Source organism: Cellvibrio sp. QJXJ (genome assembly GCF_024452345.1).
Classification (GTDB): Bacteria; Pseudomonadota; Gammaproteobacteria; order Pseudomonadales; family Cellvibrionaceae; genus Cellvibrio.
In genome coordinates, this window is sequence record NZ_CP101662.1 from 1,831,681 (window position 1) to 1,855,130 (window position 23,450).

21 protein-coding genes are annotated in these 23,450 nt (G+C 48.1%); 6 read left to right on the forward strand and 15 right to left on the reverse strand.

All coding sequences use genetic code 11. The features are described 5' to 3' along the window. Positions 1 to 62 precede the first annotated feature (62 nt). On the reverse strand, positions 63 to 332 hold the full coding sequence (locus tag NNX04_RS07895; protein WP_007642952.1) for a sulfurtransferase TusA family protein: 270 nt from the start codon (positions 330 to 332) through the stop codon (positions 63 to 65). Positions 333 to 576: 244 nt separating this feature from the next. On the opposite strand from NNX04_RS07895, the gene NNX04_RS07900 reads away from it, so the two are divergent. After that, the gene (locus NNX04_RS07900) at positions 577 to 2,061 is read left to right on the forward strand and encodes a M48 family metalloprotease (RefSeq protein ID WP_007642953.1); all 1,485 of its coding nucleotides are present in this window, start codon (positions 577 to 579) and stop codon (positions 2,059 to 2,061) included. 44 nt (positions 2,062 to 2,105) lie between these two features. Here NNX04_RS07900 and NNX04_RS07905 read toward each other — a convergent pair whose 3' ends face one another. The 4 genes from NNX04_RS07905 to NNX04_RS07920 form a co-directional block, all read right to left on the reverse strand. Continuing rightward, a complete protein-coding gene (locus NNX04_RS07905) occupies positions 2,106 to 2,438 on the reverse strand; it encodes an EAL domain-containing protein (RefSeq protein ID WP_261948065.1) in 333 nt (110 codons plus the stop codon). Next, positions 2,422 to 4,698 (reverse strand): sensor domain-containing protein, encoded by a 2,277-nt coding sequence (locus tag NNX04_RS07910; RefSeq protein ID WP_261948066.1) that lies wholly within the window; start codon positions 4,696 to 4,698, stop codon positions 2,422 to 2,424. The genes NNX04_RS07905 and NNX04_RS07910 overlap by 17 nt, the downstream gene beginning before the upstream one ends. Positions 4,699 to 4,905: 207 nt before the next feature. Further along, positions 4,906 to 5,124, reverse strand: a complete 219-nt coding sequence (locus tag NNX04_RS07915) for a SlyX family protein (protein WP_261948067.1) — start codon at positions 5,122 to 5,124, stop codon at positions 4,906 to 4,908. Beyond that, positions 5,117 to 6,310, reverse strand: a complete 1,194-nt coding sequence (locus NNX04_RS07920; RefSeq protein ID WP_261948068.1) for a serine hydrolase domain-containing protein — start codon at positions 6,308 to 6,310, stop codon at positions 5,117 to 5,119. Before NNX04_RS07920 ends, NNX04_RS07915 begins: the two co-directional genes overlap by 8 nt. Before the next feature lie 104 nt (positions 6,311 to 6,414). Here NNX04_RS07920 and yciH point away from each other — a divergent pair, with 104 nt between their 5' ends. From yciH to NNX04_RS07945, 5 genes are all read left to right on the forward strand, one after another. Beyond that, positions 6,415 to 6,744 carry a stress response translation initiation inhibitor YciH gene (gene yciH / locus NNX04_RS07925; protein ID WP_261948069.1) on the forward strand — a complete coding sequence of 110 codons (330 nt, stop codon included), beginning with the start codon at positions 6,415 to 6,417 and terminating at the stop codon, positions 6,742 to 6,744. Position 6,745: 1 nt separating this feature from the next. Continuing rightward, on the forward strand, positions 6,746 to 6,967 hold the full coding sequence (locus tag NNX04_RS07930) for a DUF3820 family protein (RefSeq protein ID WP_007642958.1): 222 nt from the start codon (positions 6,746 to 6,748) through the stop codon (positions 6,965 to 6,967). A gap of 84 nt (positions 6,968 to 7,051) precedes the next feature. Further along, positions 7,052 to 7,588: a hypothetical protein gene (locus NNX04_RS07935; protein ID WP_007642959.1), complete on the forward strand. Its 537-nt coding sequence runs from the start codon at positions 7,052 to 7,054 to the stop codon at positions 7,586 to 7,588. A gap of 127 nt (positions 7,589 to 7,715) precedes the next feature. Then, positions 7,716 to 8,042 (forward strand): rhodanese-like domain-containing protein, encoded by a 327-nt coding sequence (locus NNX04_RS07940; protein ID WP_191966408.1) that lies wholly within the window; start codon positions 7,716 to 7,718, stop codon positions 8,040 to 8,042. An 81-nt stretch (positions 8,043 to 8,123) separates the two neighbouring features. Beyond that, the gene (locus tag NNX04_RS07945) at positions 8,124 to 10,622 is read left to right on the forward strand and encodes a YgiQ family radical SAM protein (protein WP_410004082.1); all 2,499 of its coding nucleotides are present in this window, start codon (positions 8,124 to 8,126) and stop codon (positions 10,620 to 10,622) included. Between the two features lie 93 nt (positions 10,623 to 10,715). On the opposite strand, the gene NNX04_RS07950 is transcribed toward NNX04_RS07945, so the two are convergent. The 10 genes from NNX04_RS07950 to bamA form a co-directional block, all read right to left on the reverse strand. Beyond that, positions 10,716 to 11,663: an acetyl-CoA carboxylase carboxyltransferase subunit alpha gene (locus tag NNX04_RS07950; protein WP_040392282.1), complete on the reverse strand. Its 948-nt coding sequence runs from the start codon at positions 11,661 to 11,663 to the stop codon at positions 10,716 to 10,718. Positions 11,664 to 11,948: 285 nt separating this feature from the next. Then, positions 11,949 to 12,404, reverse strand: a complete 456-nt coding sequence (locus NNX04_RS07955; protein ID WP_040392283.1) for a CBS domain-containing protein — start codon at positions 12,402 to 12,404, stop codon at positions 11,949 to 11,951. 132 nt (positions 12,405 to 12,536) lie between these two features. Continuing rightward, positions 12,537 to 16,070, reverse strand: coding sequence for a DNA polymerase III subunit alpha (gene dnaE / locus NNX04_RS07960; protein ID WP_007642964.1), 3,534 nt, complete (start codon positions 16,068 to 16,070; stop codon positions 12,537 to 12,539). Positions 16,071 to 16,102: 32 nt separating this feature from the next. Next, positions 16,103 to 16,708, reverse strand: a complete 606-nt coding sequence (gene rnhB, locus NNX04_RS07965; RefSeq protein ID WP_040392506.1) for a ribonuclease HII — start codon at positions 16,706 to 16,708, stop codon at positions 16,103 to 16,105. Between the two features lie 14 nt (positions 16,709 to 16,722). Then, on the reverse strand, positions 16,723 to 17,874 hold the full coding sequence (gene lpxB / locus NNX04_RS07970) for a lipid-A-disaccharide synthase (protein ID WP_261948070.1): 1,152 nt from the start codon (positions 17,872 to 17,874) through the stop codon (positions 16,723 to 16,725). Positions 17,875 to 17,928: 54 nt separating this feature from the next. Then, positions 17,929 to 18,699 (reverse strand): acyl-ACP--UDP-N-acetylglucosamine O-acyltransferase, encoded by a 771-nt coding sequence (lpxA, locus tag NNX04_RS07975; protein ID WP_261948071.1) that lies wholly within the window; start codon positions 18,697 to 18,699, stop codon positions 17,929 to 17,931. A gap of 33 nt (positions 18,700 to 18,732) precedes the next feature. Further along, positions 18,733 to 19,170, reverse strand: a complete 438-nt coding sequence (gene fabZ, locus NNX04_RS07980; RefSeq protein WP_007642969.1) for a 3-hydroxyacyl-ACP dehydratase FabZ — start codon at positions 19,168 to 19,170, stop codon at positions 18,733 to 18,735. A 38-nt stretch (positions 19,171 to 19,208) separates the two neighbouring features. Then, positions 19,209 to 20,225 (reverse strand): UDP-3-O-(3-hydroxymyristoyl)glucosamine N-acyltransferase, encoded by a 1,017-nt coding sequence (gene lpxD, locus NNX04_RS07985; protein ID WP_261948072.1) that lies wholly within the window; start codon positions 20,223 to 20,225, stop codon positions 19,209 to 19,211. A 13-nt stretch (positions 20,226 to 20,238) separates the two neighbouring features. Further along, positions 20,239 to 20,751 carry an OmpH family outer membrane protein gene (locus tag NNX04_RS07990; RefSeq protein WP_225318309.1) on the reverse strand — a complete coding sequence of 171 codons (513 nt, stop codon included), beginning with the start codon at positions 20,749 to 20,751 and terminating at the stop codon, positions 20,239 to 20,241. Between the two features lie 38 nt (positions 20,752 to 20,789). Next, a complete protein-coding gene (gene bamA / locus NNX04_RS07995; RefSeq protein ID WP_151059393.1) occupies positions 20,790 to 23,423 on the reverse strand; it encodes an outer membrane protein assembly factor BamA in 2,634 nt (877 codons plus the stop codon). Positions 23,424 to 23,450: the final 27 nt, after the last annotated feature.

The following is a 23,450-nucleotide window of genomic DNA, read 5'->3' on the forward strand; positions in this document are numbered from 1 at the left end:
CATGATCGCTCCAGCAAGACAATGCGGACGGATCATATGTGATTAACTCATCCACTTGGCTTTCAAGGCGGTGATACAAGTGGTTTTCTCAGCAAATAACAGTAGACACCATCGCGCGCCTCATGCCCCAGCAACTCAATGCCACTGATATTGGCATAGGCCTGAAAGTCGCGCACTGAGCCAGCATCGGTAGCCAACACTCTCAACACTTCTGCGGGTTTCAAGTCGCGTAGTGCCTGCTTGGCTTTTAATAACGGCATGGGGCAACGCAGCCCCTTGGCATCCAATTCAACATTTACCGGCAGAATAAAACAATCAAGTGAGTCATTCAAAGTGAGTTACTCATATTCGGAGCATCCCCATACACATCAAAGATGGCCAAGACAAATTCAGGAATGTCGCATTAAAAACGGCGTTTCAAACAACAATTTCTACCCAACAACGAACCAGCCGCCCTAAAGAAGGTCTCAAAGGGTTGCTAACCTATTCTTTACGCGCCAAAAAGGCTAGAGTTGCGCCCTATTTTTTGTCTGCTTCAAACACTCATGCCATCGACTTCGGGAGCCGATATTTACCGTGTCCACGCTTTTAAAACGCATCCTTACCTTGACTGCCAAGCGCTTGCTCGCGCCGCTTGGAGTGGCATCCTTACTGGTTTCCAGCCTGCTTATTAATCCTTTTGCGAGCCATGCCGAGATTGAACTACCGAATCTGGGTGATACCAGTTCAATCATGATCTCACCGGTGCAAGAGAAGATTCTTGGTCAACGCTGGCTCAGAGCTTATCGCAGCCAGGTACCTACTTCATCGGACCCGCTGATTATTGATTACCTTGAGCAACTTTTTGCTCGCCTCCTCCCACATAGCCAGTTGGATGATAAACGCATTGATCTGGTTGTGGCACAAAACAACACACTCAATGCATTTGCAGTGCCCGGTAACATCATTGGGGTACATACGGGGCTACTCAACTATGCCAAAACCGAAAACCAGTTAGCGGCGGTACTTGCCCATGAAATGGGACACCTAAGCCAGCGCCACTATGCACGCCGCCTGGAACAACAAAAAAATATGATGATGCCAATGCTGGCAGGCATGCTCGCGGGCTTAGTGCTCGCCGCGAACAGTAATAGCGATGCTGGCGTAGCCGCGATTATGGGCACCCAGGCTGCAGCACAGCAGGCATCGCTCGCATTTAGCCGTCAAAATGAGCAAGAGGCAGACCGCATAGGCATGCAAACCATGATTCAAGCCGGCCTCGACCCCCATGCAGCAGCGGATATGTTTGAAGAAATGGTGCGTGCCAACCGTCTTAATCGCCGCCCCCCCGAATACCTGCTAACTCACCCGGTGAGTGAAACCCGGGTGGCCGACGCCCGCAACCGCGCCATGCAATACGCACGCAAGCCTGCGGAGGATGACTTGGAGTTCCAACTTATGCGCAGCCGGGTACGTGTAGATGCAGAGGAAACTCCCCAAATTGCCGCGCGGATGTTTAAAAGTGAATTGGATAGGGAATCAACTTATCCCGATGCCAGCCGTTATGGCTGGGCACTGGCACTGACCAGATCGAGCCAGTTTGATGCAGCGCGCGAAGCCCTGGCACCACTGCTGCAAAAAGAACCGGAACGCATCACTTATCAAATCATGCGCGCCGATATCGAAGTCGCAGCAGAGCGCTACAAAGCAGGACTGGAAATCATTGAGAACCAGCTACAGAAACATCCCAACAGCCATCCACTGATTATTCGCCACGCCGAAGCCTTGATGAAAGCGGGAATTTACCAACAGTGTGCCGACATTCTTGATCGCTATTCGCGCAAGCGCAGCAACGATGACTATGTGTGGTATTTGTTGGCAGAAGTGAACGGTTTAGCAGGCAATATTTTAGGTGTGCATGAAGCGCGCGCTGAATATTTTATTTTGAATGGAGTTTATGATCGAGCCCAAATCCAATTGCGCAATGCCTTAAAACTAACGCAAGGAAATGGCTACCGCACTGCACTGCTTGAAGAGCGGCTGAAATATGTTGAAGCGCAAATGCAGCAGCAAGGCTTCTAAATTAACACTTAGGTTTTTTATCGTTGATTGCAAAACAGCCGCAATTATTGCGGCTGCTTAACCCAACCCGATTCGACCAGCCATTCATTTGTATTGATGACTGACATGGGCTTACCGATAAAAAACCCCTGAGCTTCGTCGCACCCCATTTCACTTAAGCGATTCAACAGCGCCTCGTTCTCAACTCCCTCAGCCACAACCATTAGCCCCAAATTGTGGGCCAAGTGAATAGTTGAATTAACGATTAACTCATCTTGTAAATCTTCAAGCATGCTGCGCACAAACGAACTATCAATTTTCAGGGTCTGTACCGGTAGCCGTTTCAAATAAGCCAACGACGAATAACCCGTACCAAAATCATCAATAGCTAAATGCACACCGAGCGCATGCAAAGCATCCAAATTGCGCAATGCCCGCGTAGGATCGATCAGTCATGATCGAACTTTCAGTGATTTCCAATTCCAAACGCGCGGCAGGCAGCTGATATTTAATCAACAGCCGCTCCACCAACTTGGGAATATTGTCATCCATTAGATTACGTGCCGAGAGATTCACTGCAATACTCAGCGACATTCCTTGATCCTGCCAAGTGCGGCACTGGGATATTGCCTTTTCTAATACCCATGCAGTGAGCTGATGGATCAAAGTGGTCAACTCTGCCATGGGAATAAAATCTGCTGGCGGCACAAACCCCAGCTCAGGGTGAATCCAACGAATCAACGCTTCAAAGCCGTAACAGCGTTTTTCATCCAACAGAATTTTTGGTTGATAATACAAACACAGTTGATTTTCGCGAATAGCTCGCCCCAATTCGCTGATAATTGACAGACGCTTGGTTGAATGGGGATCGTATTCCGCACTGTAAATTGCCAAGCCGAGCATTTGGCTTTTGGCGTAATACATAGCGATATCGGCATAGCGCATCAGCGTATGTTGATCTTGTGCCTGCTGGGGCGATATTGCGATGCCAATACTCGCCGAGATCTGCGCGGTAAAACCCTCCAGATCAAACTCTTGCGAAAGCGCATCCAATAATCTGTGCCCAAACACCACCGCTTGATGCGTGCTGCGAATACGGGGCAAAAACACCGCAAATTCATCGCCCCCCAGGCGCGCTACGGTGCCGGGAATTTCCGCCATTTCATTGGCCAGGCGCGGACCAATTAACTGCAATAAATGATCGCCCACATTGTGGCCCAAGGTATCGTTAATTTCCTTGAATCGATCCAGATCAATTAATAATAGCGCGCTGATTTGTTCAGCACTGCGCTGCTCAAAACAGGCTTGCATATCAGCATAAAGTTTTTCGCGATTGGGCAATGCAGTGAGAGAATCATGGTAGGACTGATAGCGCAGTTTTTCTTCATAGCGGCGGCGGGCGGTAATATCTTTAGTGGTTCCCCATACTCGCTTTAACTGACCGCGTTCAACAATGCCAGTACAGCAAATTTGAAAATAAAAACTTTTACCGCGTGTATCCTGGCGAATAAAGTCGTGATCCACCATCACGTAATTATTTTTTACAAAAAAATGAATATCAAACACATAGTTTGTTGAGCCACTGTCAATCAAGCCTGTGCCGAGAATATCGTCGAGCGAATCCACACCGAGCATGTTGACTAATACCTTATTAGCCTCTACCAAACGTGCGTTGTGTGCGATTTGTTTTACTTGCTGTTCATATTCGGTATCAATCGCCACAGGCGGCTGCATGTCGTAACACCAAATGGCCTCAGAGCTATTGGTGATAAAGGCTTTGTAACTCGCTTCACTCTCCTGCAAAGCATCGCGCGCACTTTTCTCACGGGACAAGTCCTGCAGTTGCACTAACACTTGGGCAACCTTGCCTTGGCGATCTGGAATAGGCACAAAACTCACACGAAAATGAATCTGCTTATCACAAATAAAACGGCTGCGATGAATATTCCCCAGAGAGTAGCTCATCTCCAACGTTTGTGGTTTGCCTTGGTGGTATACCGCCTGCACCGCAGCAGCAAGTTCAGGGTCGCTGTTTAATTGTTTGTCACGAAGGATTGAATAGAAGCCAGCAGCCTGCTCAGCCTGACGATGGGACAGATGAAACAGTCGCTCACAGGATTCATTGATATTAACAATCACACCCTGCTTATCGGTGATAAAACTGGGAATGGGGCTATCGGCAAACAAGCTTGATAAAAATTGCAGTGCATATTCATCGCTGGGTTTGGCCAACCAGTGTTGCGCCGCAACAATTACGCCCTCAAAAAACCGCCCCTGTTCTTTTGCGTCGGGGGCTTCGAAGTCAGGTTGACGCAGGCGCCCCACAAAACGCACTAGCGGTTCACCACTTATACCGAAAAGACGCACATCGCACGAACGCAACCGATCATAGTCTTGATCCAGCGGGTCGGCATTAAACGCTTGCAGAAAAAGATACCGGTCGGCTTTGCGAAAGTGGTTTAACAGGTCAGTTACGCGATGAAGGGGTGAAAAAAAAGCGGCGAGCGAATCAACTTTTTGCGCGCTAACACGCAACTCACCACTCGCCACATTCATACTCCAGGGAGCACTTGTGGCGACATCCAGGCCGTTATCAAGTGCGGGATGCGCCGACAAAAAAAGCGCCGGATTACCCGATGGAGTGGAATGGTGGTGCATGGTGAATGAATTCGCCCCTGTTATCTAAAAAACACCTATCGACAGCAAAGTGTAGACAACTATTTTTTAGCTCGTACAGGAAACAAAGCGTCAAATCACACTTATTAACAATAATGAGAAGTTGCGCGACATTAAGATGATTTTAGCGCCAAACTTCTATCAAGTTTTCCTGCGGGCAACCACTCACAAGATCAAATCTGTTTGGGATTAATAATGCGGTGGTCGCTCATCTGCCATTTCTGTATCGCCTTGCGCCGGGTTAGTGCTCAGCTCATCGAGGCGTTGTGCAATCAAACGCAACTGCTGTTTAAGCTGGATTATTTCAGCGTCCTGGCGCGTAATCACTTCATTCAACTGCACCAAGGTATCTTCCTGGTAGGCGACACGGGTTTGAACGTCAATTAATTGTTCTTCAAGGTCAGACATTGTTGTGCTCCAGCAGTTGATAGGCGGCATCGATCAACGACACCGCGCGCTCATCGATCAATAAACTCTGCCCCATACGATGGGTAACATAGCCAAAACCCAGTTGGTAATCCGGGTCGGCAAAACCCACACAACCACCTGCCCCCGGGTGCCCAAAGGCGCGGGAACCACGCCCGTAGCGACAGTCAGGGCGATCATGCTGCGACAGCATAAACCCATGGCTGAAACGCAGGGGCAAACCCAGGACCTGATCCTGCGCAAAGGTCTGCTCCGCCCAACACAAAGGCAAGGCTGTATCACCAAGCAGGCTACCGCCATTGGCTAAAGCACCATAAATACGCGCCAACGCAGGGGCATTGGCGTGGGCACCGGCCGCCGGAATTTGTGCACTGCGCCAGTCGCGCGAATTGGTAGCGGTCATCAAACTGATCGGATTGGAAAAAGCGCGATTGGTGACTCCACGCGGGTCAGCCTTCATGATTTTGCCGAGCATAATGCTATCGGCGCCGCTTGCGGTGGCAGGGGAACCCAATGGGCGCTTGAGCGGGCCGGTATCGGCGATCTTATCCAGTTGGTTTTCGGGCACACCAAAATGACAGCTGATCCCCAAGGGTTCAGCCACCTGCGCCTGAAAATACGAGTTAAAACTGGCATAACCACTCACCCGGCGCACCAGCTCACCCAAAATCCAACCGTAGATAAACGGCGAGTAACCCTGGGCACTGCCCGGCTCCCACCAGCTGGATTCGGCGACAATGGCTTGGGTCATTTGCGCCCAGTCAAAAATTTGCTCATTGGCAATATGCTGATGGAAAGCCGACAGCCCGGTGCGATGACTAATTACTTGCCGAATGGTGATGTGCTCTTTACCAGCCTGGGCAAATTCGGGCCAGTAATCTGCCACCTGGGCATCCAGTGCTAATTTACCCTGGGCGACCAGCTGCAAAATACACAATGCCACCAAGCCCTTACCGGCTGAAAAGATATTGACCAGGGTGTCCTCTTGCCATGGCTGGGCCACCACGCCTGCCAGCTTATTGCTGTGTTGGCCGGCCCAGATATTTACCACTAACTCGCCGCGGTGCACCAACGCTAGGCCTGCTCCCTCCTCGCCCCGGGTAAAGTTGGCGGCAAAAGCATGCACCAGTGGCTGCCAAGGTTCAGCCCATTGACCCTGAATCTGCATAGTCACTCTCTGTTTATAAATAGGTTGTACGCTCAATATGGCGCGCATTCTAGCAGCCGGTGGCGTTAGAATTGCCAGACTCTTGTCCAGGAATCACCATCGCCATGACTAAAGACAAAAACTCCCGCCTCGTCTATTCCACCGAGACCGGCCGCATCAAAGAAGAAAAACCTGTCGCCAAGATCCCACAAGGTGACGGCATAGTACGTATTCGCCGCGAAACAGCCGGGCGCAATGGCAAAGGGGTTACCACCATCACCGGTGTTCCGCTGGATGAAAACAAACTCAAAGACTTGGCAAAAGCCTTAAAAGTCACCTGTGGTGTGGGCGGCTCATTAAAAGATGGCGTCATTGAAATCCAAGGCGACCAGCGCGACAAACTCAAAGCCGAATTGGAAAAACGCGGCTTTACTGTGAAGCTGGCCGGTGGTTGAGATGGATGAATTCCCTTTTGACCCGCAGCTGCTCAAAGAGCTGGTGACAACTCCCATGCCCTACGGCAAATACGCTGGTCATGTGATTGCTGACATCCCGGAACACTATCTTATGTGGATGGCACGGGAGGGCATGCCCAAAGGCAAACTCGGCCAACTACTGGGCTTGATGTATGAAATCCGCCTCAATGGCCTGGAGCCGCTGCTAAAACCCCTGCGATAAATCAATAACGCGCTGGCCTACATATTGCAATTCCTCTGCTAACGAACCAAAACCGTCGATTTTCTGACAGAGGGGCACTGCACTATGGATAATGAACTGTTTTTACAAATCACTGATACTTCCTTAAAAATCGGCTTGGGCGCATTGATTGCCGCGGTGACCGCTTGGGTGGTGCTGCGCAAAACCAATCACCAGACCATGAATAACCCACGCGACAATCGTCGCCTGCAAATTCTGGAAGAAGTGTCCACTCAAGTGGGCACGGTGACGCACATATTCGCCAAATATTCGTCACTGGTAGTGGAGTCCATCCAGTTTGGCGAGCGCTGGCCCCAAACACGTCGCGCCGAGTTGGAAGCCGTGAATAGCGAATTGGTGGATGAATTTAAAAAGCTGGCGGAAGCCGAAGCCAAGTTATTGATGTTGGGCGAGAAAAATCTGGAGCGCAGCCTGCGTTTGTACGGTGCCAAGATCGCCGTCTACCGTAAACAAGTCTATATGGGCCGCAAGGATATCTCTCTGGAGCAAATCACCGCTCTCAAAAACACTATAGTGCAGGTGCGCGAACAGTTTTATGACATGCTCAGCCGAAAATATGACAGATTATTGGCGAACGCTTGATAATCTAGACTTTGCGTCAAATTATTGAACACACCCCACAAATGACCTGCGCCCGCTGTGCGGGCGTAATCATTTGTGGCCTAGGCTAATAACAGTCACTAGTGGCAGATTGCGCGGAGAGCTTGTTATGCTGCAACACCTTTTTCGTTTATTTAGCACAGGTTTACTACTGATTATGTCCAACCAAATTCTTGCCAATGACTTCTGGATTGACGTGCGCACCGCAGAGGAGTTTCACTCCGGCCACGTGCAGGGCGCTGCCCATATACCGTTTGAAGAAATTGCGGCGCGTATTAGCGAAGTGACTACCGATAAAGATGCCACCCTGCGCCTCTACTGTCGCACCGGTCGCCGCTCCGGCATCGCTCTTGAAACCCTGCAGGCCATGGGCTTTCGCAATGCCACCAATGAAGGCGGCTACGAAGAAGTACAGCAAAAACTCGCCACTCAATAAACGATCAAAATTAATGCTGTCTCGCCAGCCGCGATTCTGGGACAATAGCGGCTGGTTTAATTCCCCCCTTGTTGCATCCCTATGAATACCGCTAAACACCTGTTCTCCTACCCCAAACCCAATATCCACGCCCAGGCCAAAACCTATAAGCCCGCGCCATTTTTGCCGATGAGCCGCGCCGAAATGGACAAGCTCGGCTGGGACAGCTGCGACATTATTATTGTGTGTGGCGATGCTTATGTGGATCACCCCAGTTTTGGTATGGCGGTGATTGGGCGGTTTTTGGAATCCCAGGGATTTCGCGTGGGCATCATCGCCCAGCCCGATTGGAAAAGCGCCGAACCCTTTAAAGCGCTGGGTAAACCCAGGCTGTTTTTTGGTGTGAGCGCGGGCAACATGGACTCCATGATCAACCGCTATACCTCAGATTTACGCCTGCGTTCGGACGATGCCTACACCCCCGGTGGTATGGGTGGCAAACGCCCCGACCGCGCCGTCACTGTGTATAGCCAGCGCTGCAAAGAAGCCTACAAAGATGTGCCGATTGTGCTCGGCGGCATAGAGGCCAGTTTGCGTCGTATCGCCCAGTATGATTACTGGAGCAATGAAGTGCGCCGCTCGGTATTGATTGATGCCACTGCCGATATTCTGCTCTATGGCAACGCCGAACGTGCACTCGCCGAAGTTGCCCACTCGCTCGCGGCAGGCAAAAGCATTAAAGAATTGGATAGTATTCGCGGCACCGTGGTTATCAAAAAAGAACCACCGGCGGGCTGGACAGAAATTGATTCCACACGCATCGACTGGCCGGGCAATATCGATAAATTGCCCAACCCCTATGAGTATCAACACAACAGCAAGTCGGTTGTGGATGCCGCACAAACTGATATCAACAATTCACAAGTCGGTTTACGCCAGCTCGATCCGGACAAAATGGCAGAACAAATTGCCGCGTTAAATCCGGAAGCTGCAGAGCAATTGAAAACGATTGGCTGCCCGGCACAGGGAATCGAAAGCGAAAAAGCACTCGACCCGAATGAACCACAACCGATTCGCATTATTCCCATGCCGCTGCAAAACCGCAGTGAAATGATGGATGCGGAAAAAGTCTACGTGCGCCTGCCCTCCTTCGACAAAGTGCGCAAAGATCCAACCCTCTATGCACACGCCTCGCGGGTTTTGCACCAGGAAGCCAACCCCTACAACGCGCGCCCGATGATTCAAAAACACGAAAACCGCGAAGTCTGGATTAACCCCCCACCAATTCCGCTAGAAACCGACGAGCTCGACGGTGTATTTGATTTGCCCTATGCGCGCGTACCCCACCCGGTTTACGGCAAACAAAAAATCCCCGCTTACGACATGATTAAAACCTCGGTCAATATCATGCGCGGTTGTTTTGGTGGCTGTACCTTTTGTTCGATCACCGAACATGAAGGGCGCATTATCCAGAGCCGTTCGCAGGAATCTATCCTCAAAGAAATTGAAGATATCCGCGATAAGGTGCCGGGTTTTACCGGCCATATTTCTGACTTGGGTGGCCCCACCGCAAATATGTATCGCCTTACTTGTAAAGATATGCCGACGCTCTCCAAATGCCGTCGCCTGTCCTGTGTGTACCCCACTATTTGTAAAAATTTAACCACCAGTCATAAACACACTACGAATTTGTACCGCGAGGCGCGCAAAATTCGCGGCGTCAACAAAGTCTCTGTCGCTTCTGGTTTACGTTATGACCTGGCGGTGCTCGACCCGGAATATGTAAAAGAATTGGTGACACATCACGTGGGCGGTTATTTAAAAATCGCACCAGAACACACCGAAGACGGTGTGCTCGCACAGATGATGAAACCGAAGATGAGCAGCTACTACGAGTTCAAACGTATGTTTGATAAATTCTCGAAGGAAGCAGGCAAAGAACAGTTTTTGATTCCCTACTTTATCGCCGCCCACCCTGGTACCCGCGATGAAGATATGCTCAACCTGGCGCTCTGGCTAAAGAAAAATAATTTTGAAGTGGATCAGGTGCAAACTTTTTATCCATCGCCCATGTCATTGGCGACAGCCATGTATGTGAGCGAGCGCAATCCACTCAAAAAACTGACCTATAAGAGTGGCAAAATTAATATCCCGCGGGGATTGGAACAGCGTCGTCTGCAAAAAGCCTTGTTGCGCTACCACGATCCGGCCAACTGGCCGATCATTCGCGAAGCCCTGCGCGCCATGCGCAAGCCGCACCTGATTGGCAGCAGTTCATCAGCCCTGATTCCCGATGAACAAACCGAAGCACGCAACAAACCGCGCAGCGGCAATAACCCCCATGCGCGTGCACAGCAACAAAAACCGCGTGCGGGTACCAGTACTAAGGCTCAGGTGAAACCCTCGGCAAAAGCCTTTGGCGATAAATTTGAAAGTGCGAAAAAATTTAATAGCCAAATAGCAGCACAACCCAAACCTAGAACCAAGCCGGTTGATGGACGCAGCACAGCCAAGGCGCCCTCAGCAGCACCTAAAACAAAACCTGCCGGTAAAACTTTCAGCAACAACAATCGCCCGGGCAAACCCAATAAACCGCGCTAATATTCAAGCGCCTTAAAGGTTTGGCTAACAATAAAAAAACCGCTGACTCTCATCAGCGGTTTTTTTATTTCCAGCGAGTTTTTTATCGGCGTTTTAGTTGCCGTAACTCATCAAGCGTTGGTAGCGGCGCTCCAATAGTGCATCAATTGGCTCTTTACTCAAACGATCCACCTGCGCAACCAAACGCTCCTGCAGCTTTCTGGCCATCTCGTCCATATTGCGATGCGCACCGCCCAATGGCTCAGGGATGGTTTCATCCACAATACCCAAGTCTTGCAAAATTTTAGAGGTAACACCCATCGCCTGGGCTGCTTCCGGTGCCTTGGCAACAGTTTTCCAAATAATATTGGCGCAACCTTCAGGAGAGATAACAAAATAAGTGGAGTATTGCAGCATGTTGAGCTGGTCACCCACACCAATTGCCAAGGCGCCACCGGATGAACCTTCACCGATCACGGTACAAATAATGGGCGTACGCAGGCGCGACATGACGGCGAGGTTTTGCGCGATGGATTCAGAAATACCACGCTCTTCCGAGTCAATACCTGGGTAGGCGCCGGGAGTATCAATCAGGGTCAGCACCGGCAGCTTGAAGCGCTCAGCCATTTCCATCAAACGCAGGGCTTTGCGGTAGCCTTCCGGGCGCGGCATACCAAAGTTGCGCATCACTTTTTCATGTACGGTGCGGCCCTTTTCTTCGCCTATCACCATAACCGGCTTGCCGTCCAAACGGGCCACACCGCCAATAATAGCCGCGTCATCGCCAAAATGACGATCGCCGTGCAGCTCATCAAACTCGGTAAACACGCGGGAAATATAATCGGAGGTGTAGGGGCGCAATGGATGGCGCGCAACTTTTACAATATCCCATGCTGTTAGCTTGGAATAAATGGTCTCGGTGAGTTTGGTGCTCTTCTCGCGCAGTTTTGCAATCTCATCGGCGATGTTCACATCAGAACTATTGCCAACCAGTTGTAACTCTTCAATTTTGCCTTCGAGTTCGGCGATGGGCTGTTCAAAATCCAGATAATTCAGATTCATAGCAAGCTCTTGTTCCGGGTAGGAAACTACCATTTTGACGTGTAGAGGGAGTGCAACTACCTGAGATTGTTGGCTTTTTAACCATAACCCAAGCAGGCACAATTGGGGCGCTACCTTACGCGAAATAGGCGCTTTAGTCGATCTTTTCAGACTAAATTGCAGCGATATTCGCGCCACCAACGGCACGACTACTGCGCACTTTTGAAAGGCATCATCACCAAATTAATAAAGGATTCACTGCGTCATAAAAACAACTCGGGCGGGTTCAATGCCCGCCCGTGCTGTTTATTGAATATCGCTGGAATTGACCGCGAACTCGGGGGATCCGCGTCTGGGAGAAAAATAGCTGCCGTTATTATCAGTCAATGCCTGCAAGATCTGACGACGATTGATTAATCCCACTAATTTGCCATGCTCTACAACCGGGTAGTTTTTAGGTTTATTACCCAGCATAGTTTCCGCGATCTCCAGAATACTGGCATCCGGTGTCACACTGAGGACATCGCGCCGCATAATGCGCGTCACGCTGTCAGAGTCCTCGGCATAGAAAGCACTATTTAACATATCCTTAATGCAATCTTGCTCAGAAACAAAACCAATAACCCGCCGCTGTTGGTCAACGACCGGCGCACCAGTTACGTTCCACTTCAATAAATGCTCAACAACGTCGCGCACACTGGCATCTGCCGGTATAGCTTGGGCATTCGACTGCATGTAATCTTTCACGAGGATTGATGACATAGTATTTCCCTCCAGACTCTGGTTAACACAGATTTTTTGTTATCTCTGTTGTTAGTCTAGTTCGATCATCGCAGGCTGAAAGACATAAATAACTTAGCAAGCCTCGTTTTAAGAACTTGCTAAGCTAAGGGATTAATACACCAACTTCACTTTGGCACTGCCGTAAGCATCGCGTAGATGCTGTAACAATTCATCCTCAGGACGTATGTTCCACTCATTGCCAAAACGCAACTGGGCTCGCGCATCGCTGCGAATATAATCGACAACAATTGCGCACCGCGCATCCTGCTGGGGTGACTGGCGATAAGGGTCGAGAATATCGTTTAGGTCGCGACTAAAATTTGCCGGCAGAAGACCCGATTCCAATTCCAGCCACAACTCACGCACTTTTTCCTGACGCACGTCGGACAACAAACGAATATTGTCCGCACTCATTTTTAGCATGCCGCTAAAGTCGTCGTAACGAACCTGCCCGCTCACCACTAAAAGACCATCTTTTAACAATACATCACGCGCGGCATTAAACACTTCCGCAAATAAGGTGACATCCATACGCCCGGTACGATCATCGAGTGTCACTATCGCCATATTATCGCCGCGCTTGGTTTTCACCACACGCTGGGAAATCACCAAGCCAGAAATAGTTTGGCTGCCCTTTTCCGGTTTGAGATTAGAAATACGCGAACTCACCAAGTGAGTTAATTCACTTTCATATTCATCGATGGGGTGACCAGTAAGATACAACCCCAGCGTTTCTTTTTCTGCGTGTAACCGCTCCTTCATAGTCCAGGTACGCACGCGACGAAAATCCGCATAAACATCGGAGTTACTTTCATCACTCGCCATCACTGCGCCAAATAAATCCATCATGCCAGCATTGGTATTGGCCATCGCCTGCTCCGCAGTTTTTACCGCTTCGCTCATTGCCGCAAACATTACCGCACGATCATGATCAATATTATGTTGGGGAGTATTGGCTGTCGGCCCAAGATTATCCGCAGCACCGGAACGAATAATGGCTTCCAAGGCACGCTTGTTTACTTTGCGTGGATCAACACGCGCACAAAAATCGAATAAATCTTTAAACGGACCACCTTCATTACGCGCTGCAATAATGGATTCAACCGGGCCTTCGCCCAAGCCTTTGATTGCACCCAAACCGTAAATAATTCGACCTGCATCATCCACCGTAAAATGAAACTCACCGGAGTTTACATCCGGCGGCAACAATTTTAATTTCATGGTGCGACATTCTTCGATAAAGGTAACGACCTTATCGGTTTTATCCATGTCCGACGACATAGTCGCCGCCATAAAATGTGCAGGGTAATGAGCTTTTAACCACGCAGTTTGATAAGACACAATCGCGTAAGCCGCAGAGTGGGATTTGTTAAATCCATAACCCGCAAATTTTTCCACCAAATCAAAAATTTTAATTGCGAGCTCTGGGTCAACACCCTGATTTTTTGCACCACTTTCAAATACTTCGCGCTGTTTGGCCATTTCTTCCGGTTTTTTCTTACCCATTGCACGGCGCAACATGTCCGCACCACCGAGTGTATAACCCGCAAGTACCTGCGCAATTTGCATTACCTGTTCCTGGTAAACAATAACGCCATAAGTTGGTTCAAGAACCGGTTTTAAACTCTGGTGCTGGAATTTTGCATCGGGATAGGCCACTTGCGCGCGACCGTGTTTACGGTTGATAAAGTCATCTACCATGCCCGACTCCAGGGGGCCGGGACGAAATAGCGCCACCAGTGCAATTAAATCTTCAATATTATCTGGCTGCAAACGCTTGATCAGATCTTTCATGCCGCGCGATTCCAACTGGAACACCGCTGTGGTTTCCGCGCGTTTTAATAAACCAAAGGTTTTAGGATCATCGAGTGGAATAGCGCTGATATCGAGTGGCGCTTCGCCTTTTTTGATGCGCTGCTTATCGATCATAATGCGCGCCCAATCGATAATGGTGAGCGTGCGCAGCCCGAGGAAGTCGAACTTCACCAAGCCCGCTTCTTCTACGTCACCTTTGTCGAATTGGGTTACCAAACCACCGCCGGTTTCATCGCAATAAAGCGGTGAAAAATCGGTGAGTTTAGTGGGCGCAATAACTACACCACCGGCATGTTTACCGACGTTGCGCGTAAGGCCTTCAAGCTGTACTGCCATCTCCCAAATTTCACCGGCATCACCGTCAACCGCAATAAATTCTTTTAGCTGCGGCTCTTCCTCCAATGCCTGTGCGAGAGTCATACCCGGTGTGGGCGGAATCATTTTGGAAAGTTTATCGGCAAGGCCGTAAGATTTACCCTGCACCCGCGCCACATCGCGCACTACCGCTTTTGCAGCCATGGTACCGAAGGTAATGATTTGGCTTACAGCATCGCGACCGTAATTATCGGCCACGTAAGAAATAACCTTATCGCGATTGTCCATGCAAAAATCGATATCGAAGTCCGGCATGGAAACCCGCTCAGGGTTTAGAAACCGCTCGAACAGCAAATCGTATTCAAGTGGGTCGAGATCAGTAATTTTTAATGAGTAGGCAACCAGCGATCCCGCACCCGAACCACGGCCAGGTCCAACCGGGATATCGTGATCCTTCGCCCACTGGATAAAGTCCATTACTATCAGAAAATAACCAGGGAATCCCATCTGGTTAATAATATCCAATTCAAAATTCAAACGATCTTCATAGACTTTACGCCGCTCAGCATAATCTGCGGTGCTCTTATCCAGAATGCGCTCCAACCGCTGATCCAATCCTTCGTGGGAAATTTTGCGGAAAAACTCTGCTTCCGTCATGCCTTCCGGCACTGGGTATTCCGGTAAAAAGTATTTACCCATTTGGATGGTAATGGTGCAACGTTTGGCAATTTCAATTGTATTGGCGATTGCCTCAGGAATATCACTGAATAACTCAGCCATTTCTTCGGCTGAACGCAAATACTGCTGATCGCTATACCGGCGCTCACGCCGAGGGTCATCAAGCGTGCGACCTTCACTGATGCACACTCGCGCCTCATGCACTTCAAATTCGCTGGCCTTTAAAAAACGAACATCATTCGTCGCAACAACGGGGCAATTCATCTCGGCAGCAAGGGCGACTGCCGCATGCAAATGATTTTCATCATTCTCACGACCTGTGCGCTGTAACTCCAAATAAAAACGCCCGGGAAAATCCTGCATCCATCCCTGTAATAACTCCTGCGCCTGCGCTGCACGCCCACCGAGCAGCGCCATGCCCACATCACCTAACTTGCCACCGGATAATGCAATTACACCATCACTAAACTCACTCAGCCATTCGCGCTGTAAATAAGCTACACCCTGCTGCTGGCCTTGACGCCAGGCACGTGAAATTAATTCAATAATATTTTTATAACCCTGATCATTCATGGCGAGCAGAGTAATTAATGTCGGTTTCCCTTCACTGTCAGTACTGGCGATCCAAAAATCGCTACCGGCAATCGGTTTTACACCTGCACTTTGGGCGGCCTTATAAAACTTGATTAGACCGTAAAAATTGGTTTGATCGGTAATAGCACAGGCAGGCATGTTTAGTTCTGCCACACGCTTAACCAACGCTTTAATGCGCACCAAACTATCGCTTAGCGAAAACTCTGTGTGTAAACGCAAGTGAACAAAATTTGCTGCAGGCATAATATTTTCTTAGGCGAGTAAAAGAGAGAAAATTAAAATAACGCTATTTGTTCAATCTTGGCTCTGACCGGAGCATAAGATACGCGATGAATAGGTGTAACCCCCAAACGCTCCAGCGCATCCATATGAACTTTGGTGGGATAGCCTTTGTGGTCAGCAAAACCGTAGCCGGGATAAAGTTTATCCAGCACAATCATTTCACGATCACGTGTCACTTTGGCCAGTATCGATGCAGCACTGATTGCAGCAACACGACTATCCCCCTTAACAACAGCTTCTGCCGCATATTTCCATTTAGGTAATTTATTTCCATCGACTAATACATGCTCCGGCTCTATGTGTAACCCTTGCACAGCACGAGTCATCGCCAGCAAGCTCGCTTGGAGGATATTCAAGCTGTCGATCTCTGCAACTGACGCGCGCGCAATGCACCAGCTTTTTGCGTTTGCTTGAATTTCCCCAAACAATAACTCACGTTTTTTTTCCGTCAGCTTTTTAGAATCGTCCAAACCAGCAATCGGTTTAGCGGGATCAAGAATAACAGCAGCGGCAACGACATCCCCAGCCAGCGGACCGCGCCCTACCTCATCGCAACCCGCGTAAAGATATCCTTTATAAATACTGATAAATGGCTCAATCACAGCTAGACCTTTTAAATTATCGGTGTGCGAATTAATCTGGCAATCGCCTCAGCAGCTCGTGCACTGGCATCGCGTTTGAGTTCAATATGCATTTGTGCAAACGTTTCGCTAAGTGCTATCGCCTGCTCCGGGTTGTCAAAATAATTCATTACCGCTGCGGACAGGGTTTCGGGAGTTGCTTTATCCTGCAGCAACTCGGGAACTAAAAGTTTTTGTGCTAGCAAATTGGGCAACGAAATCCACGGTGTTTTAACTAACCAGGACAATATCTTAAAAGTTAGTGGCGCCAACCGATAGGCAACCACCATCGGTTTTTTCAGCAACAACGCTTCCAGTGCAACAGTCCCTGATGCCAACAACAGAACATCCGCAGCGGCCATCACTTCATGTGAATGCCCATTAATTAATTGAATCGGATAATCAACAAAATCATTCAGCGCTATATGCAATTGACGATAGCGATCCGGGCTTGCAGAAGGAATTACAAATAATAAGCCGGGATCCTGCTCCAGACATTTGACCGCCGACTCCATAAATAGACTGCCCATACGCTCTACTTCACTCGCACGGCTTCCCGGTAAGAGCGCAACAATACGCCCCTGCTCAGGCAAACCAAGCGATTTACGCGCAGCAAACTTATCAATCACAAATGGGATTTCATCAGCCAAATGATGGCCCACAAATTCTACCGGGACATTGTGCTCTTGATAAAACTTGGCCTCAAAAGGCAGTAGCGTCAACATTAAGTCAACAGAGCGCGCAATTTTAAAGATCCGCTTTTGTCGCCAGGCCCACACTGAGGGGCTGACATAGTGAACTGTTTTAATGCCATTTTCTTTTAACGATGCTTCGAGTGGAATCGTAAAGTCGGGGGAGTCTATGCCAATAAATACGGCCGGCGGATTCTTGATAAAATGTTCACGCAAAAATTTACGTATGCGCAATAGTTCGGGCAATCGCTTCAAGGGCTCAATTAGCCCCATCACCGCCAGGCGATCCTGCGGAAAATAGGAGTGAAAACCCAGCGCCAACATCCGTGGGCCGCCAATGCCAGAAAACTCTGCACTGGGGAAATGTTTACGCAACTCTTGCATCAAAGCCGCGCCAAGAATATCTCCGGAGGCTTCTCCGACAACAATACCTATGTGTATGTGATCAGACACCCAGCCCTCCGGTTTGTAGAAACTTGATGCGATGGAAATCGCGAAGAGGAAATGCTAGCGAACTATGCCGCGTGTTGAAGCATTCAATGAATCGATTAACACTTGTAATGCAGGTGAAGAAACTGCTAACGGATTAAGCTCAGCCAAAGCTTCATCAAGCGTTAAACCTCGACGATAAATAGTTTTGTATGCCTTGGTTAGTAGTGCAATATCGTCTTTGGTAAAACCGCGACGACGCAACCCCTCGACATTAATATTTTTTGCTTCTGCGGGGCTTCCGTTCACCATGACATACGCTGGAACATCCTTGCCAATTGCACTTCCCATCCCAGCGAAGCTATGTGCACCAATCTTGCAAAATTGATGAACCAGGGTAAACCCACTGAGAATAGCCCAATCACCAATATGCACGTGACCGGCAAGCGCCGCATTATTCACCAAAATACAATGATTACCAATCACACTGTCGTGACCAACATGAACGTATGCCATGAGCAAATTATGACTACCAATGGTAGTTTCACCGCGATCCTGAATGGTACCGCGATGAATAGTGACACCTTCGCGGATCACATTGTGATCGCCAACTACTAAACGCGTAGGTTCACCTTTGTATTTTAAATCAGGCGTATCTTCGCCTATCGAGGAAAATTGGTAGATACGATTATGCTTACCAATTTTTGTTGGCCCTTTTAGAACAACGTGAGAGGCAATTACAGTACCTTCATCAATTTCTACGTCGGGGCCAATAATTGTCCATGGACCAACTTGCACATCGGGTGCAAGCTTGGCATTAGGATGAATGATTGCTGAGGGATCTATCAAAATACTTTCTCGCTAAATTCAATAGTAGTCGCTCTAGACTTTACGATCTGCGCACAAAATAGTTGCCGATGCAGCCAGTACACCATCAACGCTTGCCTTACATTCAAATTTCCATATACCACGCTTTTCGGAAATAACGCGTGATTCAAGTTGTAAACGATCACCCGGAACAACCTGTCTCTTAAAGCGCACATCATCAACGCCAGCAAACAAATAAATAGATCCATCCTCAGGCTTTTTATTCATGGTTTTAAAACCGAGAATGCCTGATGCTTGTGCCATGGCTTCCAGAATCATCACGCCTGGAAAAACTGGATTTTGAGGGAAGTGACCATTAAAGACTTCTTCGTTAACGGTAATGTTTTTGTAGGCAATAATTGATTCACCTTCAATCAACTCTACAACACGGTCCACAAGCAAAAATGGATAGCGATGAGGAAGATATTCACGGATTTCGTTAACATCCATCATGGTTAGACCCCAAGGAATAAATAGAAATTATATGTACGCTATTTGCGTTCAAGTTTTATTAAGCGTGTTGCTAATGAATCCAACTGACGAAAGCGGGCCGCATTTTTACGCCAGTCTTTAGTTTGCGCAAGCGGAGTGCCAGAGGAATAAGAACCAGCTTCACTGATCGAAGCGGACACTAAACTTCTGGCCGTTATATGTACCTTATCGGCCAGAGTTATATGCCCGACAATTGCTACTGCACCGGAAATAGTGCAATTAGCGCCTATTATAGTGCTTCCTGCAATCGCCGAATGACCTGCAATTGCAGTATTTTTGCCAATACGGACATTGTGAGCAATTTGTACCTGATTATCGATAATCACTCCATCGCCAATACAAGTATTATCCAAAGCTCCGCGATCAATACAGGTACAAGCACCAATCTCGACATTATTGCCAATAACTACGCCACCCAGCTGGTGAATTTTAAGCCACCCGCCTGACTGGGGTGCGAAACCGAAACCATCAGCACCGATCACACAACCGCTGTGCAAAATACAGTCGTCACCAATCACAACTCCGTGATAAATGCTAACGTTAGCCGCCAGGCGGGTATTCTTACCGATAGAGGTGTCATCACCTACATAGCACCCAGGACCGATAACAGCCCCTTGGGACAAGGTCACAGCATCACCAATGACAGCATTGGCACCGATTGAAACATCGGCGGCAATAACACAATCCCGGCCAATCACAGCTGATGGATGCACTCCCACGGCAGGAGCACGCAAAGGTGAAAATAGTGACGACGCGCGAGCATAATCAATGTAGGGGTTAGCAGTAACTAACTTATTGCCCGCGAACTCGTCTTGCAAATCAGGGTGAATTAACACCGCGCCGGCTTTAGTCGAGCTCAAATATTTCTTGTAAGCTGGATTGGCAAGAAAACTAAGGCTATGTGCATCGGCATTTTGTAATGTAGCCAAGGCTCTTATCTCATGCTTTGGATCACCAACCAAAACAGCGCCCAAGCGCTGTGCAAGTTCAAGCAATTGATAAGAGCGTTTCAACATATGCTCGTGATACTTACTTGGCTTTGTTCAAGAGTTCAGTGACTTTTGGAGTCAAATCATTTTCTGGTTTGGCCATCATTACTGACTTTGCATCAACAATCATGCTGATGTTTTCAGACTCAACAAGTTGTTTTACTACGGCTTCCATTTTCGGACCCAGTTCTTGCATGATTTGCTGCATTAAAGCCTGCTGCTCACCCTGAAGTTTCTTACCCTGAAATTGATAATCCTGACCCAAGCTTTGCAATTTCTTTTCACTTTCAGCGCGTTTTTCAGCACTCCATGTCATGCCGTCTTTTTGATACTCGGTTTGCAATGCTTTGATATCGGCCGCAAGACCATCAAGCTTTGCTTTTGCTGCAGCAAAATCAGCACTTTTTTGCAGTTTATCAAACTTAGCTTTTGCAGCAGTGGTTCCCATTACTGCGCCCGTTGGATCCAAAACAACTACTTTGCCTTGTGCAAATGAAACGGATGAAACCAAAGACAAAGCAATAACAGCAAACATTTTCTGTGTAACAGTCACAATTTATTCCTCTAGATTATTAGCCCAAACAATTATTATTAAAACGTTTGTCCCAATGAAAACTGGAACACTTCTGTACGATCATAATCATTTTCCTTAAATGGCTCCGCAATACTGAATGTCATTGGGCCAAATCCTGAAATCCAAGTTAAACCAAGACCTACGGAGGCATTAATGTGGTCAAGATCCACATCATAGCAGTTGAGTTGTGTCGCACCACAATGAGTATCAAACACATTTCCTGCATCAACAAAGAACGTAGTTTGCAGTGAGCGTTGATCTTTAATAAATGGAAGCGGGAAAAGTATTTCCGCACCGCCTTGAATTAAAACATTGCCACCGAAAGCTCCACGAGTCCTGCCGACCAGATTATTATTATTGGCATTTGATAACAAAATACCCTCATCACATGCCACATTGGCAACGTAGTTGCCGGCATCGGGGTCGCTGCAAAGAACATATGCAGGAGCACCTTGCTCATTAGCTTGAGCTATACCGTCACCGTTTAAATCATCCCATACAGTATTCGCGACTATAGCCTCGCGGATAAAAGTACTACGGGGACCAAGCGTATTGCGCTCGAAACCACGCACCGAACCAAACCCACCAGCGTAATAATGTTCAAAGAACGGCAACTCATCCAGATCACCATAAGCAGCGGCATAACCAATACGGGTATGCAGACGTAAGGTAAGGGATCTAGTCAGGGGTTGGAATATCTGGCCGGTGTAATTAACTTTGTAATATTGCAAATCACCGCCCGGTAAAGAGACTTCCACGCCCAGTTGCTGCGAGGCACCACGGTTAGCAAGAATACCTCGGTTAAGCGTAGACCTCAGCCAATACATACTAACTTGAGCATCGTTAAATGTATCGCCATAAACATCCAGAAAGCCGGGTGTACCCAACATACTTTCATCAACTGACTTAATTTCAAAACTACCCGTTGGGTAATCCAAACCCAATTGCTCACGCACCATAAGTTCGTAGTTTTCATCTTGCGTTATATAACCCAAGTTAGGATTCCAAATAGGACTACGAATAATTTCTTGCGATGAATAGCTGGTAGGCTCCACTTCCAGGCTACGCAAACCTATGTCGAAACCGATGCGCTCGATATCAGAAATGGGGTAACCGAAATTGATCTTACCGCCATAAACGTTAGTGCTGTAGGGAGTAATGTTGTATGAACCGTAATCACTTTTTGTGTAATACAAACTCAAACCACGACTTACGCCATCAGGTGTAAAATAAGGGTCGTTGTAATTAAAGTTGTACGCAGTTTGATAGCGGTTATGGCTAAAACTGAAGCCAACTTGTTTACCCGTACCGAACCAGTTGTTTTGCTGAATACTGGCGGAGAACAATAAACCTGAATATTGAGCATAACCTACCTGCAGTCCCATACTACCGGACGGCTGTTCTTCGACAGTGTATTCAACATCAATCTGGTCGGACGTTCCTGGAACTTCTTTATTCTCTACCTTTACCTCTTTAAAGAAGCCCAACCGCTCCAGACGCACTTTTGAGTGCTCGATTTGCGCGGAGTTTGCGGAGCCACCTTCCATCTGCCGCATTTCACGGCGCAATACTTCATCAACAGTTTTTGTGTTGCCACGGAAGTTAATACGATTAACGTAGGCGCGCTTACCAGGCTCTATAAAAAACGTGATTTTTACCGTTTTATCCGCATCATTTCGCTCCGGCATACCTTCAACTTTGGCAAAGGTGTAGCCCTCATTACCCAAACGTTTGGTTACATACTCTTCCGAAGTCGTCATTAGAATTTGAGAGAATATCTGATCTTTCTTGACCAGAATCATGCTGCGAATAATGTTTTCATCAATAGCAGGATCACCAGCGAGATCAATACCGCTCACTCTGTAAATATCGCCTTCGGTTATATTTACAGTAATAAAAATTTTGGCCTTGTCGGTGCTCAACGAAATTTGTGATGAATCAATTTTAAAGTTGAGATATCCGCGATCCAAATACCACGACTCCAATCGCTCCAAATCGCCCTTTAATTTTTCTTTATTGTATTTATCGTTACCCGATATCCACGACCACATACCAGTGGTTTTTAATTCAAACAGATCAATCAGATCTTCTTCACTGTAACTATGATTACCCACGATATTGATTTGTTTGATACGCGAGGGGCTGCCTTCGTCGATATTTACCAGCACCTTAACTTGATTACGCGGCATATCTTCAATTTCAATGTTCACGCTGGCGCCATAGCGACCTTGGTTCACATACTCGCGCTGCAATGCTTGTGTAATTCCTTCGAGCGTAGCGCGTTGAAAAATTTGTCCTTCGGAGAGGTTGTTATCCTTAAGGCTATCCATCAAATTTTCAGTTTTGATGGCCTTGTTACCTTTAAGCTCAATTTTATTGATTGCGGGACGCTCTTTAATCACCAACACCAGCACATCGCCATCGCGCTTGATCTCTACATCCGAGAAGTAGCCAACCTTGAATAACTCACGAGTTGCACTTTGAATATCGGCTTGAGTCAGTACATCACCCACACGAATCGGCAGTACACTGAAGACAGAGCCTGCAGACACACGCTGCAACCCCTCCACACGGATATCACTTACACGGAAGGTCTGTGCATAAACAGTGCATGACAAAAAGAGTGCCAGAAAACAGCCAAAAACTCGCATTGAAACTCGCATCATAGAATCTGTTCT

What these genes read in the sequence shown, in the direction of transcription:
- NNX04_RS07910 (WP_261948066.1), bottom strand. Translation starts at nt 4,698, where the DNA reads ATGCACCACCATTCCACTCCATCGGGTAATCCGGCGCTTTTTTTGTCG.
- NNX04_RS07915 (WP_261948067.1), bottom strand. Translation starts at nt 5,124, where the DNA reads ATGTCTGACCTTGAAGAACAATTAATTGACGTTCAAACCCGTGTCGCC.
- NNX04_RS07920 (WP_261948068.1), bottom strand. Translation starts at nt 6,310, where the DNA reads ATGCAGATTCAGGGTCAATGGGCTGAACCTTGGCAGCCACTGGTGCAT.
- yciH (WP_261948069.1), top strand. Translation starts at nt 6,415, where the DNA reads ATGACTAAAGACAAAAACTCCCGCCTCGTCTATTCCACCGAGACCGGC.
- NNX04_RS07930 (WP_007642958.1), top strand. Translation starts at nt 6,746, where the DNA reads ATGGATGAATTCCCTTTTGACCCGCAGCTGCTCAAAGAGCTGGTGACA.
- NNX04_RS07935 (WP_007642959.1), top strand. Translation starts at nt 7,052, where the DNA reads ATGGATAATGAACTGTTTTTACAAATCACTGATACTTCCTTAAAAATC.
- NNX04_RS07940 (WP_191966408.1), top strand. Translation starts at nt 7,716, where the DNA reads ATGCTGCAACACCTTTTTCGTTTATTTAGCACAGGTTTACTACTGATT.
- NNX04_RS07945 (WP_410004082.1), top strand. Translation starts at nt 8,124, where the DNA reads ATGAATACCGCTAAACACCTGTTCTCCTACCCCAAACCCAATATCCAC.
- NNX04_RS07950 (WP_040392282.1), bottom strand. Translation starts at nt 11,663, where the DNA reads ATGAATCTGAATTATCTGGATTTTGAACAGCCCATCGCCGAACTCGAA.
- NNX04_RS07955 (WP_040392283.1), bottom strand. Translation starts at nt 12,404, where the DNA reads ATGTCATCAATCCTCGTGAAAGATTACATGCAGTCGAATGCCCAAGCT.
- dnaE (WP_007642964.1), bottom strand. Translation starts at nt 16,070, where the DNA reads ATGCCTGCAGCAAATTTTGTTCACTTGCGTTTACACACAGAGTTTTCG.
- fabZ (WP_007642969.1), bottom strand. Translation starts at nt 19,170, where the DNA reads ATGATGGATGTTAACGAAATCCGTGAATATCTTCCTCATCGCTATCCA.
- lpxD (WP_261948072.1), bottom strand. Translation starts at nt 20,225, where the DNA reads ATGTTGAAACGCTCTTATCAATTGCTTGAACTTGCACAGCGCTTGGGC.
- bamA (WP_151059393.1), bottom strand. Translation starts at nt 23,423, where the DNA reads ATGCGAGTTTTTGGCTGTTTTCTGGCACTCTTTTTGTCATGCACTGTT.